Below are 25,605 nucleotides of genomic sequence, written 5' to 3' on the forward strand. Positions count from 1 at the left end.
GCCGTAAAAATTTTTTATCACTTATTTTCGCAGAATAACTGCTAACGAAACGGCAAAACGTCATGAGATCATGCTCACATTTACCCATTTTTCTGCACCAGAATACCTCAGATAAAGCACTGACAAAGTGCACGGATTTTCAACAGTTTTCCTTAAATCGGGTTTTAAATACCTGTTTCATCAGTGGACTCTGAAAACGAGACAGCTTTGGTAAATTGGCAAGCCTTTTGCACCTGTTTTCTGACCTCAAAGAGAGAAAGGAGCAGGTTATGTTGAGTTTACGTTCGGTGAACCAGTACTACGGTAATCAGCACACGTTGTGGAACGTCGACTTCGATTTAGTTCCCGGTACCTGTACCTCTGTAATTGGTCTACCAGGCATGGGAAAGACAACGTTGATCAACTGCATTACCGGATTTTTGCCCGTCGAGAGTGGCAGTATGGTGTGGCAGGACGCGAGCGGGCCGCCGCAAGATATGCTGCATTTGCAGGCTGAACACCGCAGCGCGATGGGGATCGGCTATGTCCCCCAGGACAGGCGAATATTCTCCCAACTGACAGTGGAAGAAAACCTGCACATCGCCCTTCTGGCAGGCGCAGCACCACGCAACGCCGTTAGCAGCGAGATATATGACCTTTTCCCGGAGTTATATGCGTTTCGTCAGGTGAAAGGGGCTGGGTTATCGGAAGATAATCAATATCAGTTAGCAATGGCGCGGGCGATGGTCAACCGCCCGCGTTTATTGATTCTTGACGAGCCGACCCGGGGCCTGGGTCAGGCATTTATTCACAAACTCGGCAATTTAATTGTCCGGCTGAATCAGGATCTGGGCATGACTATCCTGCTGGCTGAACAACACCTGAGCTTTATTCGTCGGGTGGCCGACCGTTTTTGTCTGCTACACCGGGGACGCAATGTTGCCGAAGGTGACGTTAAGCAACTGGATGACGGACTTCTGTCGCACTGGATGACGCCGGAGTCAGTACGCTGAGATCGAGATAATGACCGTTATTTGCCTCATCCGGCGCGTGTGAAAGCCAGGGGATCTCCCCAAGCATCGGGGCTTTTATCACGCGCCGCAGCGTGGCAATGTACTCACTGTGTCGCCTTCCCGGCGGCTGGACATCATTGGCAATCCACCCCGCCAGCCTTAGCCCGGCCTGTTCAATCGCCAGCGCTGTCAGCATCGCATGGTTAATACATCCCAGCTTCACCCCCACCACCAGAATCACCGGCAGTTGCTCGGCAATTACCCAGTCAGCAAAGGTAAAGGTGTCGGATAATGGCGTAAACCAGCCTCCCGCCCCTTCCACCAGCACCCACTGGGCCTGTTCTTCCAGATAACGCAATCCGGTCGACATCCCTTGAGGCGAAATCGGCGTATGGGTCGCCGCACTGACGATATGGGGCGACGTCGGCTCCGCAAATGTCCAGGGGTTCACGGCATCATAAGGCAATGGCAGGCTACTGTTACGCTGAAGCGCCAGCGCATCGCTGTTGCGCAGTCCCTCTGAGGTCATTTCACTCCCCGAGGCGACGGGTTTATATCCGGCGGTACGCCATCCCTGCTGACTGGCGGCCTGTAACAAGGCACAACTGGCGACGGTTTTCCCGACCTCCGTGTCAGTTCCGGTGACAAAATAACGTTCAGTCACGGCTGATAACTCCCCAAAATAGTTGATAACTGAGCGGGTATCTCCCCTCCTGCTGCGGCCAGGCCTGCTGCAACTGCTGCAGTTTTCCCCGCGTCAGACCTGAAGCGCGCCCGGCATGCAGATGCGTTGCCCCTATACCTTTGAGCGAACGCATCGCATCTGCTGCATCATCAAAATGCAGCGTGAGGGTTTCCACCCCGCCCTGATAACGCCACCCACGCAGGGCTGCATGAATCTGCTCTACAGGTAAAAAACGGTTGGCGTGTGAGACTGAATCCAGCGCCCGCCAGGCCTGAGTCAGTTCCGGCAACGACCCGTGCACCAGCGTGGTAAACGCAACATACCCACCCGGGCGCACCACCCGACAGAGTTCGCTTAATGCCTGTTGCAGGTCATCACACCACTGCACGGCAAGGTTGCTCCAGGCCAGGCAAAACTGCCCGTCAGGCAGCGGCATCGCTTCAATATCGCCCTGAACATAATGGTGCGCCGTCTGCTGCTGACGCGCCTCTTCCAGCATGTCCGGGCTGAGATCCAGTGCAGTGACCTGTGCCCCGCGTTGCTGCCAGTAGTGCCCCGTTGAGCCGGGACCACATCCGGCGTCCAGCACATGATGCGTTGCGACATCGCCCAGACGAGCGAGCAGTAATTCGGTGCTTTGGCGCTGTACCCCGTCGTGTTGGCGATAGTGCTGTGCCGCGCGTCCAAAGGCATGTGCAACGGCTTGCTTATTGACGGGCGTCATCCAGCACCTCCAGCAACTGCGCAATATCCTCAGGCTCGTGAGCAGCGGTCAGCGTCAGCCTGAGTCGCGCCGTTCCCGGTGGCACTGTCGGCGGGCGAATCGCGGTCACCCAGCATCCCCGCTCGCGCAGGGTGCTGGCCAGATTGCAGCGCCCGATCGTTCTCGCCAACGATGAGCGGCTGGATGGCGCTTTGCGAGGCGGTCGTTTGCAACCCTAATGATGCGGTGCCTGCGCGAAACTGCGCCACCAGAGCGGCAAGCTTTTCACGGCGTTCGTCCCCTTCAGCACTGCGAATCACATTAAGCGATGCCAGCAATGCCACGGTCTGCGCCGGTGGCATTGAGGTGCTGTAAATCAGGTGACGGGCAAACTGCAATAAGTAATCGGCGACCGGTTCGCGGCACAACACCGCCGCCCCGCTCAGTCCAACGCCTTTACCGAAAGTGACCACCAGAATATCTGGCATCACCTGTTGCGCGTGACAACTGCCGCGCCCCTCTTGCCCCCAGACGCCGATACCGTGCGCATCGTCGACCATCAACCAGCCGTTGGCTTTCTGCGCTGCCGCATGAAGGTCGGCCAGTGGGGCCGAATCGCCGTCCATACTGAAAATGCCTTCGGTGACGACCAGTTGCTCACCGGCTATCGGTTTCTCCAGTAGCGTTGCCAGATGCGCCGCGTCGTTATGCTGAAAGCGGCGTAATTGTGCCGGGCTAAGATCCGCCGCCTCCAGCAACGATGCGTGACTGAGCCTGTCAGCAACAATGCGATCGTCTTTTGTCATCAGAGCAGCGATCACCGCCTGATTGGCGGCAAACCCCGAAATAAACAGCAGTGCTCGCGGGTAGCCCAGCCAGTCAGCCAGCCTCTCTTCGAGTTGACTGTGCGCGTCCGTATAGCCACTGACGTGCCCTGAACCACCGCTGCCAACGCCGTACTGTTCCGCCCCTTGCTGCCAGGCACGGATCACCGCCGGGTGCTGACTGAGCCCCAGGTAGTCGTTACTGGAAAAGTTGAGGTAGCGGCGGTCTTTCTGCACCAGCCAGCGCCCGGCCCCCTGAGTCACACACTGGCGGGTGCGAAAGGCATCCTGTTCACGACGGGACGCAATGGCCCCGTCGATGCGCTGCTGCCAGCTCATACCGTAGCCGCGTTGTAATACTGGTCGGTGTCAGCGTGCAGCAGTTGCTGCTCCAGGTGCTGCTGTTGCTCGTTGTCGCCAGTCTGCACATCCGTCTGCTGAGGATTCAGCCCCAGTTTACGGAACAACTGGACGTCTTTGTCCTCTTCCGGGTTCGGCGTAGTGAGTAGCTTACAGCCATAGAAAATGGAGTTGGCCCCGGCCATAAAGCACATCGCCTGGGTCTGCTCGTTCATCTGCTCGCGTCCAGCAGAGAGGCGCACGTGGGAGGTCGGCATCATAATGCGCGCCACCGCAATGGTGCGGATAAACTCAAACGCATCGACGTCTTCGGTCTCTGCCAGCGGCGTCCCCTTCACTTTAACCAGCATGTTGATGGGTACACTTTCCGGTGGCGTGGGCAGATTTGCCAGTTGCAGCAGCAGCCCGGCACGGTCTTTGACCGTCTCGCCCAGCCCGACGATACCGCCCGAGCAGACTTTGATCCCGGCATCGCGTACTTTCCCCAGCGTGTCGAGGCGCTCCTGATAGCTGCGGGTAGTAATGATGTTGCCGTAAAATTCCGGTGAGGTATCGAGGTTGTGGTTGTAGTAATCCAGCCCGGCCGTCGCCAGTCGCTGCGCCTGCGTTTCGCTGAGCGTGCCGAGTGTCATACAGGCTTCGAGGCCCATCGCCTTCACCCCTTCCACCATCTGCTCCAGATAGGGCATATCGCGGTCATGCGGATTTTTCCAGGCGGCCCCCATGCAGAAACGGGTCGATCCGGCGTTTTTCGCTTTGCGCGCGGAGTCCAGCACCTGATCCACTTCCATCAGGCGTTCGGCTTCCAGCCCGGTCTTATAGCGGGCACTCTGCGGGCAGTATTTGCAGTCTTCCGGGCAAGCACCGGTTTTGATCGACAACAGCGTACTGACCTGCACCTGGCGGGGATCAAAGTGTTGTCGGTGCACGGTTTGCGCATCGAACAGTAACTCAAGAAGGGGTTTTTGAAACAGTTCAGTGACCTGCGACATTGTCCAGCGTGCGTGGTGAGCCATGGGGCTTCTCCAAAGGGTGTTGTTAAATCTCGATTCGGGTTATACTTGTAAACCTAAATGTTTTCAATTTGGTTTACAAGTCGATAATGACAACGGACGATCTCACCTTTGACCAACGCCATATCTGGCATCCTTACACTTCCATGACCGCCCCTCTCCCCGTTTACCCGGTGCAATCGGCTCACGGTTGCGAACTGGTACTGAGCAGCGGCGAGCGTTTGATTGACGGCATGTCCTCCTGGTGGGCAGCGATTCACGGCTACAACCATCCGGCGCTGAATGCGGCGATGAAAGCGCAGATTGATGAGATGTCGCACGTGATGTTTGGCGGTATTACCCATGCGCCAGCGGTTGCGTTGTGCCGCAAACTGGTGACAATGACGCCGCACAATCTGGAATGTGTGTTCCTCGCCGATTCCGGCTCGGTGGCGGTAGAAGTGGCAATGAAAATGGCCCTGCAGTACTGGCAGGCAAAAGGCGACCCACGTCAGCGTTTTCTCACCTTCCGTAATGGCTACCATGGTGACACCTTCGGGGCGATGTCGGTCTGCGATCCGGATAACTCCATGCACAGTCTCTGGCAGGGATACCTTCCTGAAAACCTGTTTGCTCCCGCGCCGCAAAGCCGTTTCGACGGTGAGTGGGATGAGCGCGATATGGTCGGCTTTGCCCGCCTGATGGCCGCTCATCGCCATGAAATTGCCGCAGTGATTCTGGAACCTATCGTTCAGGGTGCGGGCGGAATGCGCATGTACCATCCCGAATGGCTCAAACGCATCCGTAAAATGTGCGACCGGGAAGGAATTTTGCTGATTGCCGATGAAATCGCCACCGGTTTTGGTCGCACCGGCAAACTGTTTGCCTGCGAACATGCGGGCATTGCACCGGATATTCTTTGCCTCGGTAAAGCGCTCACCGGGGGCACCATGACCCTCTCCGCCACGCTCACCACGCGTCTGGTTGCCGAGACCATCAGCAACGGTGAGGCCGGGTGCTTTATGCATGGCCCTACCTTTATGGGTAACCCACTGGCCTGCGCGGCGGCAACCGCCAGCCTGAGTCTGCTGGAGAGCGGAGAATGGAAATCTCAGGTGGCGGCTATCGAAGCGCAACTGCGTGACGCGTTACTGCCGGCCCGCGAAAGCAGCAATGTAGCCGATGTGCGTGTACTCGGGGCAATTGGCGTCATTGAGACGACAAAACCGGTAAACATGGCAGCCCTGCAGCGCTTCTTCGTCGAACATGGTGTTTGGATCCGCCCGTTCGGGCGACTCATCTACCTGATGCCGCCCTACACCATTTCATCAACACAACTGGCGCGCCTGACCGATGCCGTCAATGCCGCTGTGTTACGTGACGAACTCTTTGCCGACTGACCGGAATTCATCGTCTGGCGAGCACGACAATGACGGCGCGTTTTTGCTAAAAAATCGCTGATTTGAGGCCGATTTGCACAATCGGCTTCCCGTTTCGCTCAACTTAGTATAAAAAAGCAGGCTTCTGAGGAAATCACTTAAACTTGCACAGCTGGAGCACCCCTTGAATACATTCTCGGTTTCTCGTCTGACGCTGGCACTGGCTTTTGGCGTGACATTGACCGCCTGTAGCTCAACGCCACCGGATCAACTGCCTTCGACCCAAACTGCACCAGGCACGGCGTCTCGCCCGATCCTGACGGCAGGCGAAGCGAAAAACTTCGTTGCGGCAAATTACTTCGCCTCCCTGACCCCGAACGCTGAAGCGTGGAGACCGTTCGCTATCCGTCTTCCGGCGCAGGCGAACTTTGTGGTTGGCCCGGCAGGCACGCCTGGCGTGACTCACACCACCATTCAGGCGGCAGTGGATGCAGCAATCAACAAGCACTCCAGCGATCGTCAGTTTATCGCCGTGATGCCGGGTGACTACGAAGGTACAGTCTTTGTTCCTGCGGCGTCCGGTAGCGTCACCATCTACGGTACCGGTGAAAAAGCGGTAGATGTTAAAATCGGCCTCGCCATTGATTCTGAAATGGATGCCAACGCCTGGCGTAAGCTGGTCAATCCGTCAGGTAAATACATGCCGGGCAAGCCCGCCTGGTACATGTTTGATAACTGTCAGAACAAACGCACTGCCACTATTGGTGTGATGTGTTCAGCGGTGTTCTGGTCGCAGAACAACGGTCTGCAACTGCAGAACCTGACTATCCAGAATACCCTTGGCGACAGCGTCGATGCGGGCAACCACCAGGCCGTTGCGTTCCGCAGCGATGGTGACAAAGTTCAGTTGAACAACGTCAACATTCTGGGTCGTCAGAATACCTTCTTCGTGACCAACAGCGGTGTGGAAAACGCCTTGCGTACTGACCGTCAGACGCGTACTCAGGTGACCAATAGCTACCTGGAAGGTGACGTGGATATCGTCGCAGGTCGCGGTGCAGTCGTGTTCGATAACACCGACTTCCGCGTGGTGAACTCCCGTACTCAGCAGGCAGGCTATGTTTTCGCACCAGCCACCCTGTCTAACGTTTATTACGGTTTCCTCGCCACCAACAGCCGCTTTACCGCTGCAGGTAATGGTGTGGCGCAACTGGGCCGCTCTCTGGACCTGGATGCCAATACCAACGGTCAGGTTGTGATCCGCGATAGCGTGATCAACGATGGCTTTAATGTGGCCAAACCATGGGCAGATGCAGCCGCTTCTGGTCGTGCGTTTGCGGGCAATACCGGTGCTGTGGATGATAAAGGCAACGTTCAGCGTCAGTTGAATGACAATCAGTTCAACCGCGCGTGGGAATACAATAACCGTGGCGTAGGCAGCCAGGTCGTTGTTGAACCGAAAAAATAAGATTCGCTGAAAAATAAATATCCTCCGGCATAGCCGGAGGTTTTTCAAATGCGCCTATAAGGCTCTGTTACCAGCCGCGCCCTAACAGGCGCATACGATCTGACATTTGCATCAGACTTCGCTACTTACGGCCCGTAAACGGGCTGCCCGGATAAGGGATCGATAACTGCTCCCCCATCTTATCCTCTTCAAGCTGGTGCTTTATGTATTCCTGTATCTTTGCCGTGTTCTTACCCACCGTGTCTACGTAGTACCCACGGCACCAGAACTCCCTGTTTCTGTACTTGAATTTCAAATCCCCAAACTGCTCATAAAGCATCAGACTGCTTTTGCCTTTCAGATACCCCATGAACCCCGACACACTCATCTTCGGTGGGATTTCCAGAAGCATATGAATGTGATCCGTACAGCATTCTGCTTCTAGAATATGGACGTTTTTCCATTCACATAGCTTTCTTAATATGCCGCCTATTGCTCTGCGTTTCTCCCCATAAAACACCTGTCGGCGGTATTTGGGCGCAAAGACTATGTGATATTTACAGTTCCATCGGGTGTGCGCTAAGCTCTTTTCGTCCCCCATTGGGACCCCCTTTTGATTTCTTGTTTAACTTTTGCAGTTGCCAGACCGCAAAGATGTTTTAACAAATCAAAAGGGGTTTTTATATCCGGCTCAAAGCTGAAAGCTTTACTGAACCCCCAGCCTAGCTGGGGGTTTTCTATAGACAATAAAAAACCTCGCCGCGGCGAGGTTTTTTTTGCTCCAGAATTACTGAGCGTTGACCACGACCCACATGGGGCCCTGACCTACCGCATAGCGGGATTTTTCTGTCAGCAGCCCCTGCGCACCGGCAATTTCATACAGTGCGATATGGTGTGATTTCTGCCCGGCAGCAATCAGGAATTTACCGCTGTGATCGACGTTAAAGCCGCGCGGCTGGGTTTCAGTCGGCTGATAACCTTCAATGGCAAGCACGCTGCCATCTTCAGAAACGCTGAATACCGTAATCAGGCTGGCGGTACGGTCACAGGCATACAGGTGACGACCGTCCGGGGTAATATGAATATCCGCCGCCCAGCGGGTATCGGTGAAATCAGCCGGCATCATGTCCAGCGTCTGCACGCATTCGATTTTGCCGTGGGCGTCATTGAGCTGCCAGACATCCACCGAGCTGTTCAGCTCATTCACACAGTAGGCAAAGCGCTGGTTCGGATGGAAAGCGATGTGGCGTGGACCTGCGCCTTCTACGGTGGTCACTTCTGCTGGCTCTTGCGGCAGCAGGTTGCCGTCTTCGGTCAGGGTGAACAGGCAGATGCGATCCTGTTTCAGCGCAGGTACCCACAGCGTGCGGTTATCCGGAGAGATATTCGCAGAGTGACACCCTTCCAGACCTTCTACCACGTCCAGGGTTTCTGTCGGAATACCATCGTCCAGCTTCGTCACACTCACGCAGCCTGCGTTGTAAGAGCCGCTAAACAGGAAACGGCCGCTGCGGTCAGTTGAGATGTGGGTCGGACTGCCCGGCAGAGCCGCTTCGGCCGTAAAGGTCAGTGCGCCATCGTCCGGGGCAATACGGTAAGCGATAACGCGGAATTCCGGGCGCACGCCCACGTAGAGGTAACGCTTGTCAGGACTGATGACCATTGGCTGAACCTGGCCTGGGACATCTACCACCTGCACCAGCGTCAGGGTGCCTTCCGGATTTAAACGCCAGACGTGGATCTGCTGACTTTCTGGACTGGCGGTATAAACGGTCTGCTTCATGAATACTCCTTTCCTCAATACTGCGTTAATTTACCAGGATAGCCTTTTTTCGTCGTTAATGCCGAATTTCACCCGTAGATTTTGCCAGGAGGGCGACTCGGTGTACCATCCCAAAGAGCTAAAATTCATCATTGACCACGGAAAACGACATGACCTCGCGAGTGATTGCACTGGATTTAGACGGTACCTTACTGACCCCGAAAAAAACGCTACTTCCCTCTTCACTGGAAGCGCTTGCCCGCGCCAAAGCAGCCGGACACCAGTTGATTATTGTCACCGGACGGCATCACGTTGCCATCCATCCTTTTTATCAGGCGCTGGCTCTCGATACACCTGCAATTTGCTGTAATGGCACTTATTTGTATGATTATCAGGCAAAAAAAGTGTTAACCGCCGATCCATTGCCCGTTTCACAAGCCGTCCAGCTGATTGAGATGCTGGAAACCCATGACGTTCACGGTCTGATGTATGTCGACAATGCGATGCTTTACGAAAAGCCAACCGGCCATGTGATTCGCACTAATAACTGGGCGCAAACTCTGCCGCCGGAACAGCGTCCGGTCTTTACCCAGGTTGATTCTCTGCGTGCGGCAGCAAGCAACGTGGATGCTATCTGGAAATTTGCCCTGACCGATGAAGATACCGATAAGCTCAAACGCTTTGCTCATACCGTTGAACAGACGTTGGGGCTCGAGTGCGAGTGGTCCTGGCATGACCAGGTGGATATTGCGCGTAGCGGTAACAGCAAAGGCAAACGTCTGACCGAATGGGTGACATCGCAAGGCCTGTCGATGCAGGATGTGGTGGCGTTTGGTGATAACTATAACGACATCAGTATGCTGGAAGCTGCAGGCATGGGTGTTGCGATGGGCAATGCCGATGACGCGGTGAAAGCTCGCGCCAACGTGGTGATTGGCGATAACACCACCGACAGCATCGCCAGCTTTATCTACAGCCACCTGCTCTGATCAGGCTGTAATCGAGACGCTCTTAATTTGGGCGTAGAGCCACTGGTCAGGCTTGATGCTAAGTTCATCCCTGGCCCAGGGGCTGATGCGCGCCCAGAGCGTGCGACCACCAATATCCAGTTGCACTTCAACCTGTCCCTCAGTATCAAAAATCTCCACCACTTTCGCGCGTAAAATATTGCGAATACTGGTATTTGTGGGCGGTTGCAGAACCAGAGATACATCGGTTGCCTGAATACGAATGCGCACAGTAGCCTGCAACGGGCGATCGAGTTTATTCACCCACACATGCTGATCGCCGAGCGCCAGCGCCGTCATGGCGTAATGTGGATGGTGCTCCAGGATACTGGCTTTCAGTACGCTGCTCTGTTGCTCCTGTGGTAGCCAGGGGTTCATGACCCGACTTCCCCAGACATCTTCCAGGTTACCAAACGCTTTGACTTCACCGGACTCCAGCACCATCACTTTGTCCGCCAGATGCAGAATTTCATCCAGCGAGTGGCTGACATAGAGCATCGGAATATTGATCTCTTTTGCCAGACGCTGCAGATACGGCAGGAGCTCACGCTTACGCGGGATATCCAGCGAGGCCAGCGGTTCGTCCAGTAACAGTAATTCAGGTGCCGTTAACAGCGCACGACCAATGGCAACGCGCTGTTTTTCGCCCCCGGAAAGTCCACCCGGTAAACGGTCCAGCAGCTGTTCAATGCCGAGTAATGCCACCAGCTTGTCGAACTGCCCGGTCATGGATTTCGCCATGCCGTAACGCAGGTTACCCAGCACTTTATAGTGAGGGAACAGGCGCGCATCCTGGAAAACATAGCCGACGCGGCGCTTTTCTGGCGGCAAGCAGATTTTCTTCTGCGCATCATAGAGCACGCGTTTGTTGAGGATGATGTTCCCCTCTTCCGGACGCGTAAGCCCGCTGATGGCGTTAATTAATGACGTTTTTCCCGCACCAGAGACGCCAAAAATAGCCGTAATACCGTTGGCAGGCAGTGATTCATTGAGGCGCAGTTTGTGCGTCCCCAGCGTCTGGGTAAAATTGAGTTCCAGCATACGTGTTATCTCCCGATCCGTTCGCGGCTCAGACGCGCCAGCCACTCAGAAATCAAGAGTGAAACCAGCGCCAGTGCGATAGAGATGATACACAGGCGAGCCGCTGCGCCTTCACCACCAGGCATCTGAATCAGGGTGTACATCGCCGACGGAATGGTTCGCGTCTCACCAGGAATGTTGGAGACGAAGGTAATGGTTGCGCCGAATTCACCCAGACGAGCGGGCAAAGGCCAGCACCGTGCCGACAATAATACCGGGTAGGGTTAACGGCAGAGTGATGGTCAAAAAGACTCGCCAGCGACCAGCGCCTAAGGTTCGCGCGGCTTGCTCCAGCTTGGTATCGACCCCTTCAAGAGCCAGACGGATAGCACGCACCATCAGCGGGAATGACATTACTGCCGCCGCCAGCACCGCACCCTCGCCAACTGAAGGCCAGCGTGATACCAAACCAGTCAAAGAGCTTTTCGCCGATAAATCCACGTCTTCCCATGGCAATCAACAGCAGATACCCCACCACAACCGGGGGGAGGACCAGGGGAAGATGAAGGAGGCTATCGAGTAGCGCTTTGCCTGGAAAGGTGCAGCGCACCAGTAACCAGGCAAAGAAGATCCCAAAAGGCAAACTAAAGAGAACCGCAAGGGAAGAGACTTTCAGGCTCAGCAATACCGCCTGCCATTCGGGATCCGTTAATATCATTAGTGGGTCGTAAATCCGTAACGTTTGAACACAGCGGAAGCTTCCGGCCCTTTCAGGTAGTCATAAAACGCGCTGACTGTCGCATTTTTGTGACCTTCGGTGATAGCCATCGGGTATTCCACTTTCTTGTGAGAGCCTTCCGGGAAGGTCCCGACCACTTTCACCCCTTTGCTGGCAACGGCATCAGAACCGTAAACGATACCCAGCGGGTGCTTCGTTACGCTCTACCAGTGCCAGGGCACCACGTACGTCTTCTGCTGGTGCCAGACTTGGGGAGAGTGTTTCCCATGCGCCCAGTTTCTGCAGTGCTTCTTTCGCGTAAATGCCTGCCGGAACGTGTTCCGGATCACCTACCGCCAGACGGCCGCCTTTCAGCAGGTTTTTCCAGTCAGTTTTGGCATCAATGGTGATATTGCTTTGTGCGCTTTCTTTTGGTGCCACAACGACCAGGCTGTTGCCCAGCAGGGTTTCGCGGGTTGCGGTATCAACGTTTTTCTTCTCAACCGCATAGTCCATCCACTTCTGGTCTGCAGAAATGAAGAGATCCGCAGGCGCTCCTGCTTCAATTTGACGCGCAAGCGTCGAAGAAGAAGCAAACGACGAAACAACCTCGACGTTTTTCTCTTTTTTATACGCTGCAGCAATATCCTGCATTGCGTTGGTCAGCGAGGCCGCCGCAAAAACGGTAATCTTCCCTTCCTCTGCCAGTGCATGTCCGGCGACGGAGAGAGATAATGTTGCCCCCGCAAAAAGGCGTAACCATGTACGTGCCATCTGTAACTCCTGTGAGTGTCGTTATATAAGATGAAATATAACGATAACGTCAGACATTTCCTAGCGTTAGATCATACCTATGAAGCATTACAGAGATTTATTTAACAATCGGCAATGGAGTGATGAGCGGGACGTAAAGAGCAAAACGCCCGCAGAAGCGGGCGTTTATTGAAAATCAGCGGCGTTGTGCGGGGCGATCCCGGTGGCCGATATTGGAAAACACGTTAAATACTTCACCCAGGCCATAAATCAACCCCAGGATGATAGCCATCACCACGGGGACCATGATCGACGGCGAAAACCAGACTCTTCAACAACTCTAACATGGTCGACTCCAGATATTGTGAACGGGTTATTCTACCCCGATAAGGCTGAAAATCATGTTCCTTTTGTGCGACGGTCATTGCACTGACGACGAATTACGCCAAAAATAGACGTTTTACGTCAGGACACTACGCTATGCAGGCTGAAATTCTTCTTACCCTCAAACTCCAGCAACGACTGTTCGCCGATCCACGACGTATTGCCCTGCTCAAACAAATAGAACAAACCGGCTCAATTAGCCAGGGCGCAAAAAACGCAGGTATTAGCTATAAAAGCGCCTGGGATGCCATTAATGAAATGAACCAGCTGAGTGAACATACGCTGGTTGAACGTGCCACGGGTGGAAAAGGCGGCGGCGGCGCGATGGTCACCCGCTACGGAAAGCGACTTATCCAACTCTACGACCTGCTTGGGCAGATCCAACAAAAAGCCTTTGATGTACTGAGCGACGACGACGCCATGCCGCTGAATAGCCTGTTGGCCGCCATCTCTCGCTTCTCGCTGCAAACCAGCGCTCGCAACCAGTGGTTTGGCACCATTACCGCTGTCGACCACCAGCAGGTGCAACAGCATGTGGATGTGCTGCTGGCGGACGGCGCAACCTCTCTGAAGAGTGGCGATTACCAGCACAGAGCGTGCAGCGCCTGGATCTGGAACAAGGCAAAGAAGTGCTGGTGTTGCTCAAAGCGCCCTGGGTCGGCATCACGCAGCGATAGCAGCCCTGGCCAGCAAAGCAGATAACCAGCTCCGTGGCCATATCAGCCATATTGAACGCGGCGAATCTGCAATGTGAGGTGCTGATGTCCCTCCCCGACGGTCAGCAGCTTTGCGCCACTGTGCCGGTAGCAGGATAGCGCAAGCATCTGACGGAAGGGGCCGAAGTCACCGCATATTTTAACGCCGACAAGGTTATTCTCGCCACGTTGTGCTGAGTCGATTGACAAGTTTGCTCGTCAGGACGTATCCCTGTGGTTATCGCTGCAAAAAATGGGATAAATAATGTCATCATTGCAAATTTCGCAAGGCACGTTTCGCCTGAGCGACACCCGCAACACTGACCATCGAACATTTAACCCTTCGCGCCGGGGAAAGCTGGGCTTTTGTCGGCAGCAAATGGCAGCGGCAAATCTGCCCTTAGCCAGAGCGCTGGCAGGTGAGCTTACGCTCCTCAAGGGGGAGCGTCAGAGTAGCATTTACTCGCATTACACGCGTCTTTCGTTTGAGCAGCTACAGAAACTGGTGAGCGAGGAGTGGCAACGCAATAACACTGACATGCTCAGTCCTGGGGAAGAGGACACCGGGCGAACCACCGCCGACATTATTCAGGAAGAGGTCAAAGACAGCGCACGCTGCCAGCAATTGGCCGAACGTTTTGGCATTACCCACCTTCTCTCACGCCGCTTTAAATATCTGTCGACCGGTGAAACCCGCAAGACGCTGCTTTGCCAGGCGCTCATGTCGCAACCCGAACTGCTTATCCTTGATGAACCGTTCGATGGCCTGGACGTCCACTCACGCCAGCAACTTGCAGAATTACTCGCCGAACTCAATTCTGAGGGCTACACCCTTGTGCTGGTGCTCAACCGCTTCGATGAGATCCCGGATTTTGTCCAGCATGCCGGGGTTCTGGCCGATTGTGCTCTGACCGAGACGGGTGAGAAATCCGCACTTTTGCAGCAGGCACTGATTGCCCAACTGGCACACAGTGAAAAGCTCTCGGGTATGTCACTGCCGGAGCCCGATGCCCCACCGGCTCGTGAGCTGCTGACGCAGGGCGAGCCGCTTATCGCTCTGCACAAGATGGCGTGGTTTCCTATAACGATCGTCGCCATCATTCATCACCTTAACTGGACAGTGAATCCTGGCGAACACTGGCAGATCAGCGGGCCAAATGGCGCGGGGAAATCAACCCTGTCTCAGCCTGGTCACCGGCGATCACCCGCAGGGTTACAGCAACGATTTAACGCTGTTTGGTCGCCGTCGCGGCAGCGGTGAAACCATCTGGGACATCAAGAAACATATCGGGTATGTGAGCAGCAGTTTGCATCTGGATTACCGCGTCAGCACAACCGTGCGCAACGTGATTTTATCCGGCTATTTTGATTCCATCGGGATCTACCAGGCGGTATCGGATAAACAGCGCAAACTGGCGCAGCAGTGGCTGGACATTCTCGGCTTCAACGCGCAAACCGCCGATGCGCCCTTTCCATAGTCTTTCCTGGGGGCAACAACGCCTGGCACTGATTGTGCGTGCGCTGGTAAAACACCCCACGCTGCTGATCCTGGATGAACCTTTGCAGGGGCTGGATCCACTTAACCGTCAGTTGATCCGGCGATTTGTGGATGTTCTGATCGGTGAAGGTGAAACCCAGCTGTTGTTTGTTTCCCACCATGCGGGTGATGCGCCAGCCTGTATTACCCATCGGCTACAGTTTGTGCCGGACGGCGAGAGCTGGCGTTATCAGTTTGATTGAGTTTCACCGGCGTGGGGCTCCCGCTTCCCGCTCTTCGCCCTAAATCATTTTCAGACTTTATACATCATTACAGCATTCATTCCCCTGATTTATAATGAATTATTCAGGGGAACTATTACGGCGTTTAACTGTTAGTGTAAGCGATTCCACAAACTTATCACATATCACAGTTTTACGCATCTCTGTTATGCTAGAGTTAATTCATAACATACGCCTAATGGAGTGCAAAATGAAAGTTCTTGTCACTGGTGGTAGCGGTTACATAGGAAGCCACACCTGCGTACAATTGCTGCAAAATGGCCACGACGTTATCATTCTCGACAACCTCTGTAACAGTAAGCGCAGCGTCGTTCCGGTACTGGAGCGCTTGGGTGGAAAGTCCGCCCTCTTCGTTGAAGGGGATATTCGCGACGAAGCGCTGCTGGCTGAAATCCTGCACGATCACGCCATCGAAGCGGTTATCCATTTCGCAGGTTTGAAAGCCGTCGGAGAATCCGTTGCTAAGCCGCTGGAATACTACGATAACAACGTGAACGGCACACTGCGGTCTGGTTAACGCCATGCGCGCGGCAAACGTCAAAAACTTCATTTTCAGCTCCTCCGCCACCGTCTACGGCGACCAGCCAAAAATTCCTTATGTCGAAAGCTTCCCGACCGGCACGCCGCAAAGCCCTTACGGCAAAAGCAAACTGATGGTTGAGCAGATCCTTGCGGATCTGCAGAAAGCCCAGCCCGACTGGAGCATTGCGCTGTTGCGCTACTTCAACCCGGTAGGCGCGCACCCGTCAGGTGATATGGGAGAAGATCCGCAGGGTATCCCGAATAACCTGATGCCGTATATTGCGCAGGTTGCTGTAGGCCGCCGCGATTCACTGGCGGTTTTTGGTAACGACTATCCCGACGCCTGACGGCACCGGCGTACGCGATTACATCCACGTGATGGATCTGGCCGACGGCCACGTTGCCGCAATGGAAAAACTGGCAGGCAAAGCAGGCGTGCATACCTATAACCTCGGCGCAGGCGTAGGCAGCAGCGTGCTTGATGTGGTCAACGCCTTCAGCAAAGCCTGCGGCAAGCCGGTGAGCTACCACTTTGCCCCGCGCCGCGATGGCGATCTTCCGGCCTACTGGGCGGATGCCAGCAAAGCGGATACCGAACTGAACTGGCGTGTTACCCGCACGCTCGATGAAATGGCACAAGATACCTGGCGCTGGCAGTCTCGCCACCCGCAAGGCTACGCAGATTAAAGGAAGGGTCATGACGCAATTTAACCCGGTCGATCACCCGCATCGCCGTTACAACCCGCTGACAGGACAATGGATTCTGGTTTCTCCGCATCGCGCTAAACGCCCATGGCAGGGCGCGCAGGAGACGCCGTCAAAAGAGACGCTGCCTAAGCATGACCCGGACTGTTTCTTATGCCCGGGCAACACCCGCGTCACCGGCGATAAAAACCCGGATTACCCGAGCACCTATGTGTTCACCAATGACTTTGCTGCACTGATGACAGACACGCCGGATGCGCCAGAGAGCGACGATCCGCTGATGCGCAGCCAGGGTGCACGTGGCACCAGCCGCGTGATTTGCTTCTCGCCGGATCACAGCAAAACGTTGCCGGAACTGAGCCTCAGTGCCCTGGAAGATGTGGTCAGAACCTGGCAGGAGCAGACGCAGTGAGCTGGGTCAGTTATATCCGTGGGTGCAGGTGTTTGAAAATAAAGGTGCGGCCATGGGCTGCTCCAACCCGCATCCGCACGGGCAAATCTGGGCCAACAGCTTCCTGCCGAATGAAGCCGAGCGCGAAGATCGACTGCAGCGGGAGTACTTCAACAAGTACGGCTCCCCGATGCTGGTGGATTACGCCACCCGCGAAGCGTAAAGACGGCAGCCGCACGGTCGTTGAAACGGAACACTGGATTGCGGTCGTGCCGTATTGGGCCGCCTGGCCGTTCGAAACTCTGCTGCTGCCTAAAGCACACATCCAGCGCATGACGGATTTAACCGCAGCGCAGCGCAGTGACCTGGCCCTGGCGCTGAAACAGCTCACCAGTCGTTACGATAATTTATTCCAGTGCTCCTTCCCCTACTCTATGGGCTGGCACGGCGCACCGTTTATTGAACAAGACAATTCGCACTGGCAGCTGCATGCGCACTTCTATCCGCCACTGCTGCGCTCCGCCACCGTGCGTAAATTTATGGTCGGTTACGAAATGCTCGCGGAAACGCAGCGCGATCTGACTGCTGAACAAGCTGCCGAACGCTTGCGTGCGGTTAGTGACATCCATTTTCGCGAATCAGGAGTTTAAAAAAATGAGTCTGAAAGAAAAAACGCTTGCTCTGTTTGCTGAAAAATTCGGCTACCCTGCCACGCACACCATCCAGGCGCCAGGGCGCGTTAACCTGATTGGTGAGCACACCGATTACAACGACGGCTTTGTGCTGCCCTGCGCCATCGATTACCAGACGGTCATCAGCTGTACGCCGCGCACGGACAACGTCGTGCGCGTGATCGCCGCTGATTATGACAACCAGCAGGATGAGTTTTCGCTGGATGCGCCGATCGTTGCCCACGACAGCCAACAGTGGTCCAACTATGTGCGCGGCGTGGTCAAACACCTGCAAAAACGCAATAACAACTTCCGTGGCGCGGATCTGGTGATCAGCGGCAATGTGCCACAGGGTGCAGGCTCTGAGCTCATCGGCGTCACTGGAAGTGGCAGTCGGTACCGTCTTCCAGCAGCTTTACCATCTGCCGCTGGACGGCGCGCAGATTGCGCTGAACGGCCAGGAAGCGGAGAACCAGTTTGTCGGCTGTAACTGCGGCATCATGGATCAGCTGATTTCCGCGCTGGGCAAAAAAGATCACGCCCTGCTGATTGACTGCCGCTCGCTCGGCACCAAAGCCGTTTCCTTGCCGGAAGGCGTGGCCATCATCATTATTAACAGTAACTTCAAACGCACGCTGGTGGGCAGTGAGTACAACACTCGCCGTGAGCAGTGTGAAACAGGCGCGCGTTTCTTCCAGCAAAAAGCGTTGCGTGACGTCAATATCGACCAGTTTAATGCCGTTGCCCACGAACTGGACCCCATCGTGGCAAAACGTGTTCGCCATGTGCTGACCGAGAACGCCCGCACCGTTGAAGCGGCAGCCGCGCTGGAAAAAGGCGACCTGAAACGCATGGGAGAACTGATGGCAGAATCTCACGCTTCCATGCGCGATGATTTCGAAATTACCGTTCCGCAAATCGACACGCTGGTTGAGATTGTGAAAGCAGCCATTGGTGACAAAGGTGGCGTGCGTATGACCGGTGGCGGCTTCGGGGGTTGTATCGTTTCGCTTGGTACCAGAATCTCTGGTCTCCACCGTCCAACAGGCAGTGGAAGCGCAGTACGAAGCGAAAACCGGCATCAAAGAGACCTTCTACGTCTGCAAACCATCACAGGGGGCAGGACAGTGCTAAATGAAACGACCGGGGCGGCCCCAGACGGCCTGCCCTTTCGTGTGATCACCCTGCGCAACAGCGCAGGGATGGTGGTCACCGTGATGGACTGGGGCGCGACGCTACTATCCGCACGCGTTCCGATGAAAGACGGCTCCGTGCGTGAGGCTCTACTGGGTTGCGCTACACCGGAACATTATCTGCAGCAGGCCGCGTTTCTTGGCGCCTCTGTGGGCCGTTACGCCAACCGCATTGCCAAAAGCCAGTTTATCCTGGGCGGGCAGACCTTACGCGCTGACTCCGAGCCAGGGTGAAAACCAGCTGCACGGCGGGCCGGAAGGGTTCGATAAACGCCGCTGGCAGATTGAGCGCCAAAACGACAGCGAAGCGCTGCTTCACACTCACCTCTCCGGACGGTGACCAGGGCTTACCCAGGCAACGTCAACGCCAGCGTGCTATACCGCCTTGGCGATGATAACCGTCTGGCGATCGAATATCGGGCAACAACCGACAAAGCCTGCCCGGTCAACCTCACCAACCACGCCTATTTCAACCTCGACGGTGAGCAGAGCGATGTGCGCAATCACACGCTGCAACTGCTGGCAGATGAGTATCTGCCGGTAGATGAGATGGGTATCCCGGTGGGAGACCTGAAAAAAGTGGCGCTTGACCAGCTTTGATTTCCGTCAGCCGAAAACCATCGCCCTGGAATTCCTCAGCGATGACGATCAGCGCGCGGTGAAAGGCTACGATCATGCGTTTTTACTGCAGGCCAGGGGTGATGTCACACGAGCCTGCGGCGCATGCTCTGGTCGGCGGATAAGCAGCTGCAGATGGCCGTTTACACCACCGCTCCGGCGCTGCAGTTTTACTCCGGCAATTACCTGGACGGCACCCCGGCGCGCGGCAACAATGTCTACAGCGCATGGCAGGGCCTGGCGCTGGAAAGCGAGTTTTTGCCCGACAGCCCTAACCGACCTGACTTCCCGCAGCTCGACTGTATACTGCAGCCTGGCGACGAGTACATCAGCCTGACGGAATACCACTTTATTCCCGCCTGATGCGAAACCCTCCGTTCGGAGGGTTTTTTTTGCCCATAATGCTGAAATATTCGGTCAGTTATCGACAATATGGCAACCACTGGTTCACAAGCATCTTACACTGCGCGACTATTTTCGCTATGGTTAAGGGTAATCGTTGCCGCTGGTCATCCCAGGGCAATATAATGAGAATTGTTATCATTCAATCAGGCTTATGAGGAGTAAGTGTATGGCTGTAACTAAGCTGGTTCTGGTTCGTCACGGCGAAAGCCAGTGGAACAACGAAAACCGCTTCACCGGTTGGTATGACGTTGATCTGTCCGAGAAAGGCGTTAGCGAAGCAAAAGCAGCAGGCAAACTGCTGAAAGAAGAAGGCTTCAGCTTCGATTTTGCTTATACCTCTGTGCTGAAACGTGCCATCCACACGCTGTGGAACGTACTGGACGAACTGGATCAGGCCTGGCTGCCGGTTGAGAAATCCTGGAAACTGAACGAGCGCCATTACGGTGCGCTGCAGGGTCTGAACAAAGCTGAAACCGCTGAAAAATACGGTGACGAGCAGGTTAAACAGTGGCGTCGTGGCTTCGCGGTAACGCCGCCGGAGCTGACTAAAGATGACGAGCGTTTCCCGGGCCACGATCCGCGTTATGCGAAACTGACTGATAAAGAGCTGCCGCAGACGGAAAGCCTGGCGCTGACCATCGAACGCGTTGTGCCTTACTGGAACGAAACCATTCTGCCGCGCCTGAAAAGCGGTGAGCGCGTGATTGTTGCCGCTCACGGTAACTCCCTGCGTGCGCTGGTGAAATTCCTCGACAACATGGGCGAAGATGAAATTCTTGAGCTGAACATCCCAACGGGCGTACCGCTGGTGTATGAGTTCGATGAAAACTTCAAGCCGATCAAACACTACTATCTGGGCAACGCCGACGAAATCGCTGCAAAAGCAGCTGCCGTCGCTAACCAGGGTAAAGCGAAGTAATTTTTCGATTTGCATAAAAAAAGCGTGGAGAAATCCACGCTTTTTTATTGCCGGGACAAAGATTAACCGCGACGCGCTTTTACTGCCTCTGCCAGCTGACGCAACACGGTTTCAGTGTCTTCCCAGCCAATACATGCATCGGTCACGCTTTTGCCATACACCAGCGGCTCATTGCTTTCCAGGTTTTGGTTGCCTTCCACCAGATGACTTTCGATCATCACCCCCATAATGGCGTTTTCGCCACCGGCGATCTGACCGCAAACATCCGTTCCGACATCCATCTGCTTCTTAAACTGCTTGCTGGAGTTTGCATGGCTGAAATCGATCATCACCTGCGCTTTCAGGCCCGCTTTTGCCAGACCTTGCTTCACGTCTGCAACGTGCGAAGCACTGTAGTTAGGCTCTTTGCCGCCACGCAGGATAATATGACAGTCACCGTTACCCGCCGTATTCACAATTGCAGAGTGACCCCACTTAGTGACGGAGAGGAAGCAGTGCGGTGCACTCGCAGCGTTAATTGCATCAATCGCCACCTTAATCGTGCCGTCGGTGCCGTTTTTAAAGCCAACCGGGCAAGAGAGACCTGAAGCCAGTTCGCGATGCACCTGCGATTCAGTGGTACGGGCGCCAATGGCTCCCCAGCTCATCAAATCAGCCAGATATTGCGGCGTAATCATATCAAGGAACTCACCTGCCGCTGGCAGACCGCTGTCGTTTATCTCAAGCAGCAGCTTACGTGCAATGCGCAACCCATCGTTGATCTGGAAGCTGTTGTCCATATGCGGATCGTTGATGAGCCCTTTCCAGCCAACGGTCGTGCGCGGCTTTTCAAAGTACACACGCATCACGACTTCCAGATCGTCTTTAAGCTCTTCACGCAGGGTGAGCAAGCGGGCAGCATACTCTTTGGCTGCGGCGGGATCGTGAATAGAGCAAGGCCCAATCACTACCAGCAGGCGATCGTCACTGCCGCGCAAAATACCGTGGATGGCTGCGCGCGCGTGAGAAACCGTGTTTGCTGCGTTTTCAGTGGCGGGGAATTTCTCAAGGAGTGCTACAGGCGGTAATAACTCATTGATCTCTTTAATACGTAAGTCGTCATTCTGATAAGTCATGTTCATTCCAGCGTTGCCAAACTATTTTTTGATGAATGCAATCCATCCAATCTAACTTGTCGGTCAAGGAGTGTAAACGCGATTTTACACTTCGGGCAGAAAATTCCTGGAATCCGTCTAATAAACGCCAGAAAGTAGCGAATGAAGATTACGCCGCTACACTTTTTAAGTGTAAACACTTTTTTTTTAATTTATTGCAACATCCCATGCTGCATTTCAATGCACATCAGGAATTTTTAACCACTGAGCGTGATAACTCGTTCGCGCACGTTTTACCGATGACACCTCGGTAAATGACGACCAGAACAGGAGCATCATGATGAAAATGAATAAATTAGCGGCACTTTTACTGACGACTACCTTGACCATGGCGAGTGGTGCAACTTTTGCTGCTGACTCTTCAAGCTCTTCGGCGCAAACCAATAACGGCCAGGCTAACGCCGCAGCGAGTGCAGGTCAGGTCGCGCCGGATGCGAAAGAAAATATTGCGCCAAACAGCACGGGCACGAACAGTGGCACCATGCTACATCCGAGCAACGGCGGCACTCACGGTGTGAGTGGTGACAATATGACCAAAGATGAAATTCACAAAAACTCTCAGTGTAAAGACGGTAAATGTCCGGACATTAATGAAAAAGTCCAGACCGGTAATGACATCAATAACGATGCTAAAACCAAAACCGATGGTACGACCCAGTAATTGAGTCGGCATAAATAATGAGGAGAGCTTCGGCTCTCCTTAATTTTTTCTGTGACAGATGAAAAGATCTGCAATGATGTAAGTCGCTGATATCGTTTTGACACAGGACGCTCGACATGGCGCATTCCCACTCTCATTCGCACTCTGCCCTTCCTGATGACGCTAACGCCCGCCGTTTGCTGCTGGCCTTTAGCGTCACGGCGCTGTTCATGCTGGTTGAAGTGGTCGGAGGATTTATTTCCGGCTCACTGGCTCTGCTCGCTGATGCCGGGCATATGCTCACCGATGCTGCCGCCCTCTTCTTTGCGCTTCTGGCCGTTCATTTTGCGAGGCGACCTCCCAGTACAAAACGGACCTTTGGCTGGCTGCGTCTGACAACGCTTGCCGCCTTCGTCAATGCGATTGCCCTGGTGGTTATCACCATTCTCATCGTCTGGGAGGCGTTTATCCGCTTCAGGCATCCGCAACCTGTTGCCGGGGCGACCATGATGGCTATTGCCATTGCAGGTCTGATGGCGAACATTCTGGCATTCTGGCTACTTCACCGGGGTAACGAAGAAAAGAATTTAAATGTCAGAGCTGCAGCCTTGCATGTGCTCGGGGATTTACTCGGCTCGGTGGGGGCGATCATCGCCGCGCTCATCATTATGTTCACGGGATGGACACCTGCCGATCCGATACTCTCGGTACTGGTCTCCGTTTTGGTGTTACGAAGTGCCTGGTCTCTGTTGCGGGAAAGTATCAATGAGCTGCTGGAAGGCGCACCGGTGACATTGGATATTGAAGCGGTAAAACGTCACCTCCGTCGTTCCATTCCAGCAGTGCGTGATGTGCATCATGTGCATGTGTGGTTAGTGGGGGAGAAAAAATTGATGACCCTGCATGTCCACGTTATCCCACCACATGACCATGACGGCTTGCTCCATCAAATCGAGCATTTCCTGGAGCACCACTATCAGATTGACCATGCAACCATTCAGATGGAGTATCAGCCTTGTCGCGTGCCAGACTGCGACCTCAGCGAGACGCAGTCTGGCCATACACATTCACACCATCATTAATGCGAAAGCGCCCTGGAGCCACGCTCACGGGCGCTCTTAATCCACATCCTGCTACCATTCAGTGCGATGAAGGTCAGCAGCATGTATTCCAGCGACATTGCCCAAACACCCTGCAACGCGAAGATCACCACGCTAATCACATTGATGATGACCCACAGCAGCCAGTTTTCGACATATTTGCGCGTCATCAGGATCATGGCGGCAATCGACAGCACCATCATGCAGGAGTCCCAGAACGGGAAGGCATCCGGTTGCAGTTCCGGCATCGACACGCTAAGTCCAAGCGCTTGCATAATGGAAACCGCAATGCGGGTCAGCAAAGCAAAGACTGGATCAATGAATGCCGTCATCAGGCCAATGGCCGCTATGCAGGCAACCAGCCAGGCGATCGCTTTCGGTAAGGGTAACCAGCGAATCTGCAATACCGCTTCATTCGCCGTGTTTTGCCGAGACCAGGCGTACCAGCCATAGATGTTGGCAGCAAAGAAAAAGAGCTGGAGTAACAGACTGGCGTACAGCTGAATCTGGAAGAAGATGATGGCAAACAACGTCACGTTGATTAAGCCAAACGCATAATTACTGATTTTCTCAAGGCTGGCGAGCCAGATACATAACAGACCCGCCACCGTTCCCACTGCTTCAATCCATGACAGATCGTAGCCACCGGCGCCGATCGGGATATGTACCAGAATGTTCTGCGTGCTAAAAAAATCCATCTTCTCCCCAGAGCGTATTCCTACGCGTTATAGAACGTTAAGGACGTAGTGTAGCCGCAAAATCTAACATACGGTTAAGCGGCAGTAACGCGCCTTCACGCAACGCGGCATCCACATGAATCTCATGGGCTGCACCACCGGTCTCAAGCCCCTCAGCAATCGCTTTAAGGCCATTCATTGCCATCCATGGGCAGTGTGCGCAGCTGCGGCATGTTGCGCCTTCCCCGGCAGTTGGTGCCTCCAGCAATTCCTTATCCGGTACTGCCTGCTGCATTTTGTAAAAGATCCCACGGTCAGTCGCCACAATGAGCTGCTTGTGCGGCAACGTTTTGGCAGCATTAATGAGCTGACTGGTCGAGCCTATAGCATCCGCAAGCTTAACGACGGAGATAGGGGATTCCGGGTGCACCAGAATGGCCGCATCCGGGTAAAGCCCTTTCATCCGACTCAACGCCTGAGTTTTAAATTCGTCATGCACAATACAGGCGCCCTGCCAGCACAATACATCTGCGCCGGTCTGCTTTTGAACATAACTGCCAAGGTGTTTGTCAGGCGCCCAGATAATTTTCTCGCCGAGGCTGTCCAGGTGCTCAATCAATTCTACGGCAATGCTGGATGTGACAACCCAATCAGCACGCGCTTTAACCGCAGCGGAGGTGTTGGCGTACACCACGACAGTCCGGTCGGGATGAGCGTCACAGAAGGCACTGAACTCCTCAATGGGGCAGCCGAGATCAAGTGAACATTCGGCGTTGAGTGTTGGCATCAGAATGGTCTTTTCCGGACTGAGTATTTTTGCCGTCTCCCCCATAAAACGTACGCCGGCCACAAGAAGCGTAGAGGCTGGATGTTTCGCACCAAACCTCGCCATCTCGAGTGAGTCTGAAATACAACCACCGGTCTCCTCCGCCAGTTGCTGAATTTCCGGATCCGTATAGTAGTGCGCCACCATGACCGCATCGCGCTCTTTCAGTAGACGTTTGATTTTATCCCGGTAGTAGTGCTTTTCATCCAGATTGAGGGGCATCGGTTTTGGCGGGAAAGGGTAAATCGCAGCTTCAGGATCAAACATTACGCTCATCATGCATA

The 25,605-nt window shown here is 54.5% G+C and carries 18 protein-coding genes and 10 pseudogenes; 15 read left to right on the forward strand and 13 right to left on the reverse strand.

The annotated features are described in order from the left end of the window. The first annotated feature begins 269 nt into the window (after positions 1–269). A complete protein-coding gene (locus AC5JPW_RS07090) occupies positions 270–992 on the forward strand; it encodes an ABC transporter ATP-binding protein (protein ID WP_494239195.1) in 723 nt (240 codons plus the stop codon). Here the strand turns inward: AC5JPW_RS07090 and bioD are convergent. The 4 genes and pseudogenes from bioD to bioB form a co-directional block, all read right to left on the reverse strand. Beyond that, positions 934–1,656, reverse strand: coding sequence for a dethiobiotin synthase (bioD, locus tag AC5JPW_RS07095; protein ID WP_494239196.1), 723 nt, complete (start codon positions 1,654–1,656; stop codon positions 934–936). The two genes, AC5JPW_RS07090 and bioD, sit on opposite strands and share 59 nt — an antisense overlap. Continuing rightward, positions 1,649–2,401, reverse strand: a complete 753-nt coding sequence (gene bioC, locus AC5JPW_RS07100; protein ID WP_494239198.1) for a malonyl-ACP O-methyltransferase BioC — start codon at positions 2,399–2,401, stop codon at positions 1,649–1,651. Before bioC ends, bioD begins: the two co-directional genes overlap by 8 nt. Then, positions 2,385–3,543 (reverse strand): annotated as a pseudogene (gene bioF, locus AC5JPW_RS07105) (8-amino-7-oxononanoate synthase). The gene bioC and the pseudogene bioF overlap by 17 nt, the downstream one beginning before the upstream one ends. Continuing rightward, positions 3,540–4,580, reverse strand: coding sequence for a biotin synthase BioB (bioB, locus tag AC5JPW_RS07110; protein ID WP_494239199.1), 1,041 nt, complete (start codon positions 4,578–4,580; stop codon positions 3,540–3,542). Before bioB ends, bioF begins: the two are co-directional and overlap by 4 nt. 86 nt (positions 4,581–4,666) lie before the next feature. Between bioB and bioA the strand changes: the two genes are divergently transcribed. Then, entirely contained in the window at positions 4,667–5,956 is a 1,290-nt protein-coding gene (bioA, locus tag AC5JPW_RS07115) for an adenosylmethionine--8-amino-7-oxononanoate transaminase (RefSeq protein ID WP_494239201.1), read from the forward strand. A gap of 163 nt (positions 5,957–6,119) precedes the next feature. Beyond that, positions 6,120–7,403 (forward strand): putative acyl-CoA thioester hydrolase, encoded by a 1,284-nt coding sequence (locus tag AC5JPW_RS07120; RefSeq protein WP_494239202.1) that lies wholly within the window; start codon positions 6,120–6,122, stop codon positions 7,401–7,403. A 121-nt stretch (positions 7,404–7,524) separates the two neighbouring features. On the opposite strand, the gene tnpA is transcribed toward AC5JPW_RS07120, so the two are convergent. After that, positions 7,525–7,983 (reverse strand): IS200/IS605 family transposase, encoded by a 459-nt coding sequence (gene tnpA, locus AC5JPW_RS07125; RefSeq protein WP_494238354.1) that lies wholly within the window; start codon positions 7,981–7,983, stop codon positions 7,525–7,527. A 186-nt stretch (positions 7,984–8,169) separates the two neighbouring features. Further along, positions 8,170–9,165, reverse strand: a complete 996-nt coding sequence (pgl, locus tag AC5JPW_RS07130; RefSeq protein ID WP_494239204.1) for a 6-phosphogluconolactonase — start codon at positions 9,163–9,165, stop codon at positions 8,170–8,172. Between the two features lie 149 nt (positions 9,166–9,314). Between pgl and AC5JPW_RS07135 the strand changes: the two genes are divergently transcribed. Next, the gene (locus AC5JPW_RS07135; protein WP_494239206.1) at positions 9,315–10,133 is read left to right on the forward strand and encodes a pyridoxal phosphatase; all 819 of its coding nucleotides are present in this window, start codon (positions 9,315–9,317) and stop codon (positions 10,131–10,133) included. Here AC5JPW_RS07135 and modC read toward each other — a convergent pair whose 3' ends face one another. From modC to AC5JPW_RS07155, 4 genes and pseudogenes are all read right to left on the reverse strand, one after another. After that, entirely contained in the window at positions 10,134–11,192 is a 1,059-nt protein-coding gene (gene modC, locus AC5JPW_RS07140; RefSeq protein WP_494239208.1) for a molybdenum ABC transporter ATP-binding protein ModC, read from the reverse strand. It abuts the gene before it with no gap. 5 nt (positions 11,193–11,197) lie between these two features. After that, positions 11,198–11,889: pseudogene (modB, locus tag AC5JPW_RS07145) on the reverse strand (molybdate ABC transporter permease subunit). Continuing rightward, positions 11,889–12,663: pseudogene (modA, locus tag AC5JPW_RS07150) on the reverse strand (molybdate ABC transporter substrate-binding protein). The pseudogenes modB and modA overlap by 1 nt, the downstream one beginning before the upstream one ends. Positions 12,664–12,838: 175 nt before the next feature. After that, positions 12,839–12,989: pseudogene (locus AC5JPW_RS07155) on the reverse strand (AcrZ family multidrug efflux pump-associated protein). Between the two features lie 133 nt (positions 12,990–13,122). On the opposite strand from AC5JPW_RS07155, the pseudogene modE reads away from it, so the two are divergent. From modE to gpmA, 9 genes and pseudogenes are all read left to right on the forward strand, one after another. After that, positions 13,123–13,919: pseudogene (gene modE / locus AC5JPW_RS07160) on the forward strand (molybdenum-dependent transcriptional regulator). Between the two features lie 67 nt (positions 13,920–13,986). Beyond that, positions 13,987–15,461 (forward strand): annotated as a pseudogene (gene modF / locus AC5JPW_RS07165) (molybdate ABC transporter ATP-binding protein ModF). A gap of 229 nt (positions 15,462–15,690) precedes the next feature. Further along, positions 15,691–16,709, forward strand: a pseudogene (gene galE / locus AC5JPW_RS07170) (UDP-glucose 4-epimerase GalE). A 10-nt stretch (positions 16,710–16,719) separates the two neighbouring features. Next, a pseudogene (galT, locus tag AC5JPW_RS07175) lies at positions 16,720–17,768 on the forward strand (galactose-1-phosphate uridylyltransferase). 4 nt (positions 17,769–17,772) lie between these two features. Beyond that, positions 17,773–18,923 (forward strand): annotated as a pseudogene (gene galK, locus AC5JPW_RS07180) (galactokinase). Continuing rightward, a complete protein-coding gene (locus AC5JPW_RS07185) occupies positions 18,812–19,216 on the forward strand; it encodes an aldose epimerase family protein (RefSeq protein ID WP_494241156.1) in 405 nt (134 codons plus the stop codon). The pseudogene galK and the gene AC5JPW_RS07185 overlap by 112 nt, the downstream one beginning before the upstream one ends. Next, positions 19,155–19,322 carry an aldose epimerase family protein gene (locus AC5JPW_RS07190; RefSeq protein WP_494239209.1) on the forward strand — a complete coding sequence of 56 codons (168 nt, stop codon included), beginning with the start codon at positions 19,155–19,157 and terminating at the stop codon, positions 19,320–19,322. Before AC5JPW_RS07185 ends, AC5JPW_RS07190 begins: the two co-directional genes overlap by 62 nt. Then, positions 19,319–19,963 (forward strand): annotated as a pseudogene (locus AC5JPW_RS07195) (galactose-1-epimerase). Before AC5JPW_RS07190 ends, AC5JPW_RS07195 begins: the two are co-directional and overlap by 4 nt. 208 nt (positions 19,964–20,171) lie before the next feature. Then, positions 20,172–20,924 (forward strand): 2,3-diphosphoglycerate-dependent phosphoglycerate mutase, encoded by a 753-nt coding sequence (gene gpmA / locus AC5JPW_RS07200; RefSeq protein ID WP_437890249.1) that lies wholly within the window; start codon positions 20,172–20,174, stop codon positions 20,922–20,924. A 62-nt stretch (positions 20,925–20,986) separates the two neighbouring features. On the opposite strand, the gene aroG is transcribed toward gpmA, so the two are convergent. Then, complete coding sequence (aroG, locus tag AC5JPW_RS07205) at positions 20,987–22,039, reverse strand: 3-deoxy-7-phosphoheptulonate synthase AroG (RefSeq protein WP_494239211.1); 1,053 nt, start codon at positions 22,037–22,039, stop codon at positions 20,987–20,989. Positions 22,040–22,358: 319 nt separating this feature from the next. Here aroG and AC5JPW_RS07210 point away from each other — a divergent pair, with 319 nt between their 5' ends. After that, positions 22,359–22,739 (forward strand): protein YbgS, encoded by a 381-nt coding sequence (locus tag AC5JPW_RS07210; RefSeq protein WP_494241158.1) that lies wholly within the window; start codon positions 22,359–22,361, stop codon positions 22,737–22,739. A gap of 116 nt (positions 22,740–22,855) precedes the next feature. Further along, positions 22,856–23,800 carry a CDF family zinc transporter ZitB gene (gene zitB, locus AC5JPW_RS07215; RefSeq protein ID WP_494239213.1) on the forward strand — a complete coding sequence of 315 codons (945 nt, stop codon included), beginning with the start codon at positions 22,856–22,858 and terminating at the stop codon, positions 23,798–23,800. On the opposite strand, the gene pnuC is transcribed toward zitB, so the two are convergent. Both pnuC and nadA read right to left on the reverse strand, forming a co-directional pair. Then, on the reverse strand, positions 23,797–24,516 hold the full coding sequence (pnuC, locus tag AC5JPW_RS07220; RefSeq protein ID WP_494239215.1) for a nicotinamide riboside transporter PnuC: 720 nt from the start codon (positions 24,514–24,516) through the stop codon (positions 23,797–23,799). The two genes, zitB and pnuC, sit on opposite strands and share 4 nt — an antisense overlap. A 37-nt stretch (positions 24,517–24,553) precedes the next feature. Then, positions 24,554–25,597, reverse strand: coding sequence for a quinolinate synthase NadA (nadA, locus tag AC5JPW_RS07225; RefSeq protein WP_494241159.1), 1,044 nt, complete (start codon positions 25,595–25,597; stop codon positions 24,554–24,556). Positions 25,598–25,605: the final 8 nt, after the last annotated feature.

The sequence above is a fragment of the Phytobacter sp. genome (assembly GCF_059074235.1).

What these genes read in the sequence shown, in the direction of transcription:
- AC5JPW_RS07090 (WP_494239195.1), top strand. Translation starts at nt 270, where the DNA reads ATGTTGAGTTTACGTTCGGTGAACCAGTACTACGGTAATCAGCACACG.
- bioC (WP_494239198.1), bottom strand. Translation starts at nt 2,401, where the DNA reads ATGACGCCCGTCAATAAGCAAGCCGTTGCACATGCCTTTGGACGCGCG.
- bioB (WP_494239199.1), bottom strand. Translation starts at nt 4,580, where the DNA reads ATGGCTCACCACGCACGCTGGACAATGTCGCAGGTCACTGAACTGTTT.
- bioA (WP_494239201.1), top strand. Translation starts at nt 4,667, where the DNA reads ATGACAACGGACGATCTCACCTTTGACCAACGCCATATCTGGCATCCT.
- tnpA (WP_494238354.1), bottom strand. Translation starts at nt 7,983, where the DNA reads ATGGGGGACGAAAAGAGCTTAGCGCACACCCGATGGAACTGTAAATAT.
- pgl (WP_494239204.1), bottom strand. Translation starts at nt 9,165, where the DNA reads ATGAAGCAGACCGTTTATACCGCCAGTCCAGAAAGTCAGCAGATCCAC.
- AC5JPW_RS07135 (WP_494239206.1), top strand. Translation starts at nt 9,315, where the DNA reads ATGACCTCGCGAGTGATTGCACTGGATTTAGACGGTACCTTACTGACC.
- modC (WP_494239208.1), bottom strand. Translation starts at nt 11,192, where the DNA reads ATGCTGGAACTCAATTTTACCCAGACGCTGGGGACGCACAAACTGCGC.
- gpmA (WP_437890249.1), top strand. Translation starts at nt 20,172, where the DNA reads ATGGCTGTAACTAAGCTGGTTCTGGTTCGTCACGGCGAAAGCCAGTGG.
- aroG (WP_494239211.1), bottom strand. Translation starts at nt 22,039, where the DNA reads ATGACTTATCAGAATGACGACTTACGTATTAAAGAGATCAATGAGTTA.
- AC5JPW_RS07210 (WP_494241158.1), top strand. Translation starts at nt 22,359, where the DNA reads ATGAAAATGAATAAATTAGCGGCACTTTTACTGACGACTACCTTGACC.
- zitB (WP_494239213.1), top strand. Translation starts at nt 22,856, where the DNA reads ATGGCGCATTCCCACTCTCATTCGCACTCTGCCCTTCCTGATGACGCT.
- pnuC (WP_494239215.1), bottom strand. Translation starts at nt 24,516, where the DNA reads ATGGATTTTTTTAGCACGCAGAACATTCTGGTACATATCCCGATCGGC.
- nadA (WP_494241159.1), bottom strand. Translation starts at nt 25,597, where the DNA reads ATGAGCGTAATGTTTGATCCTGAAGCTGCGATTTACCCTTTCCCGCCA.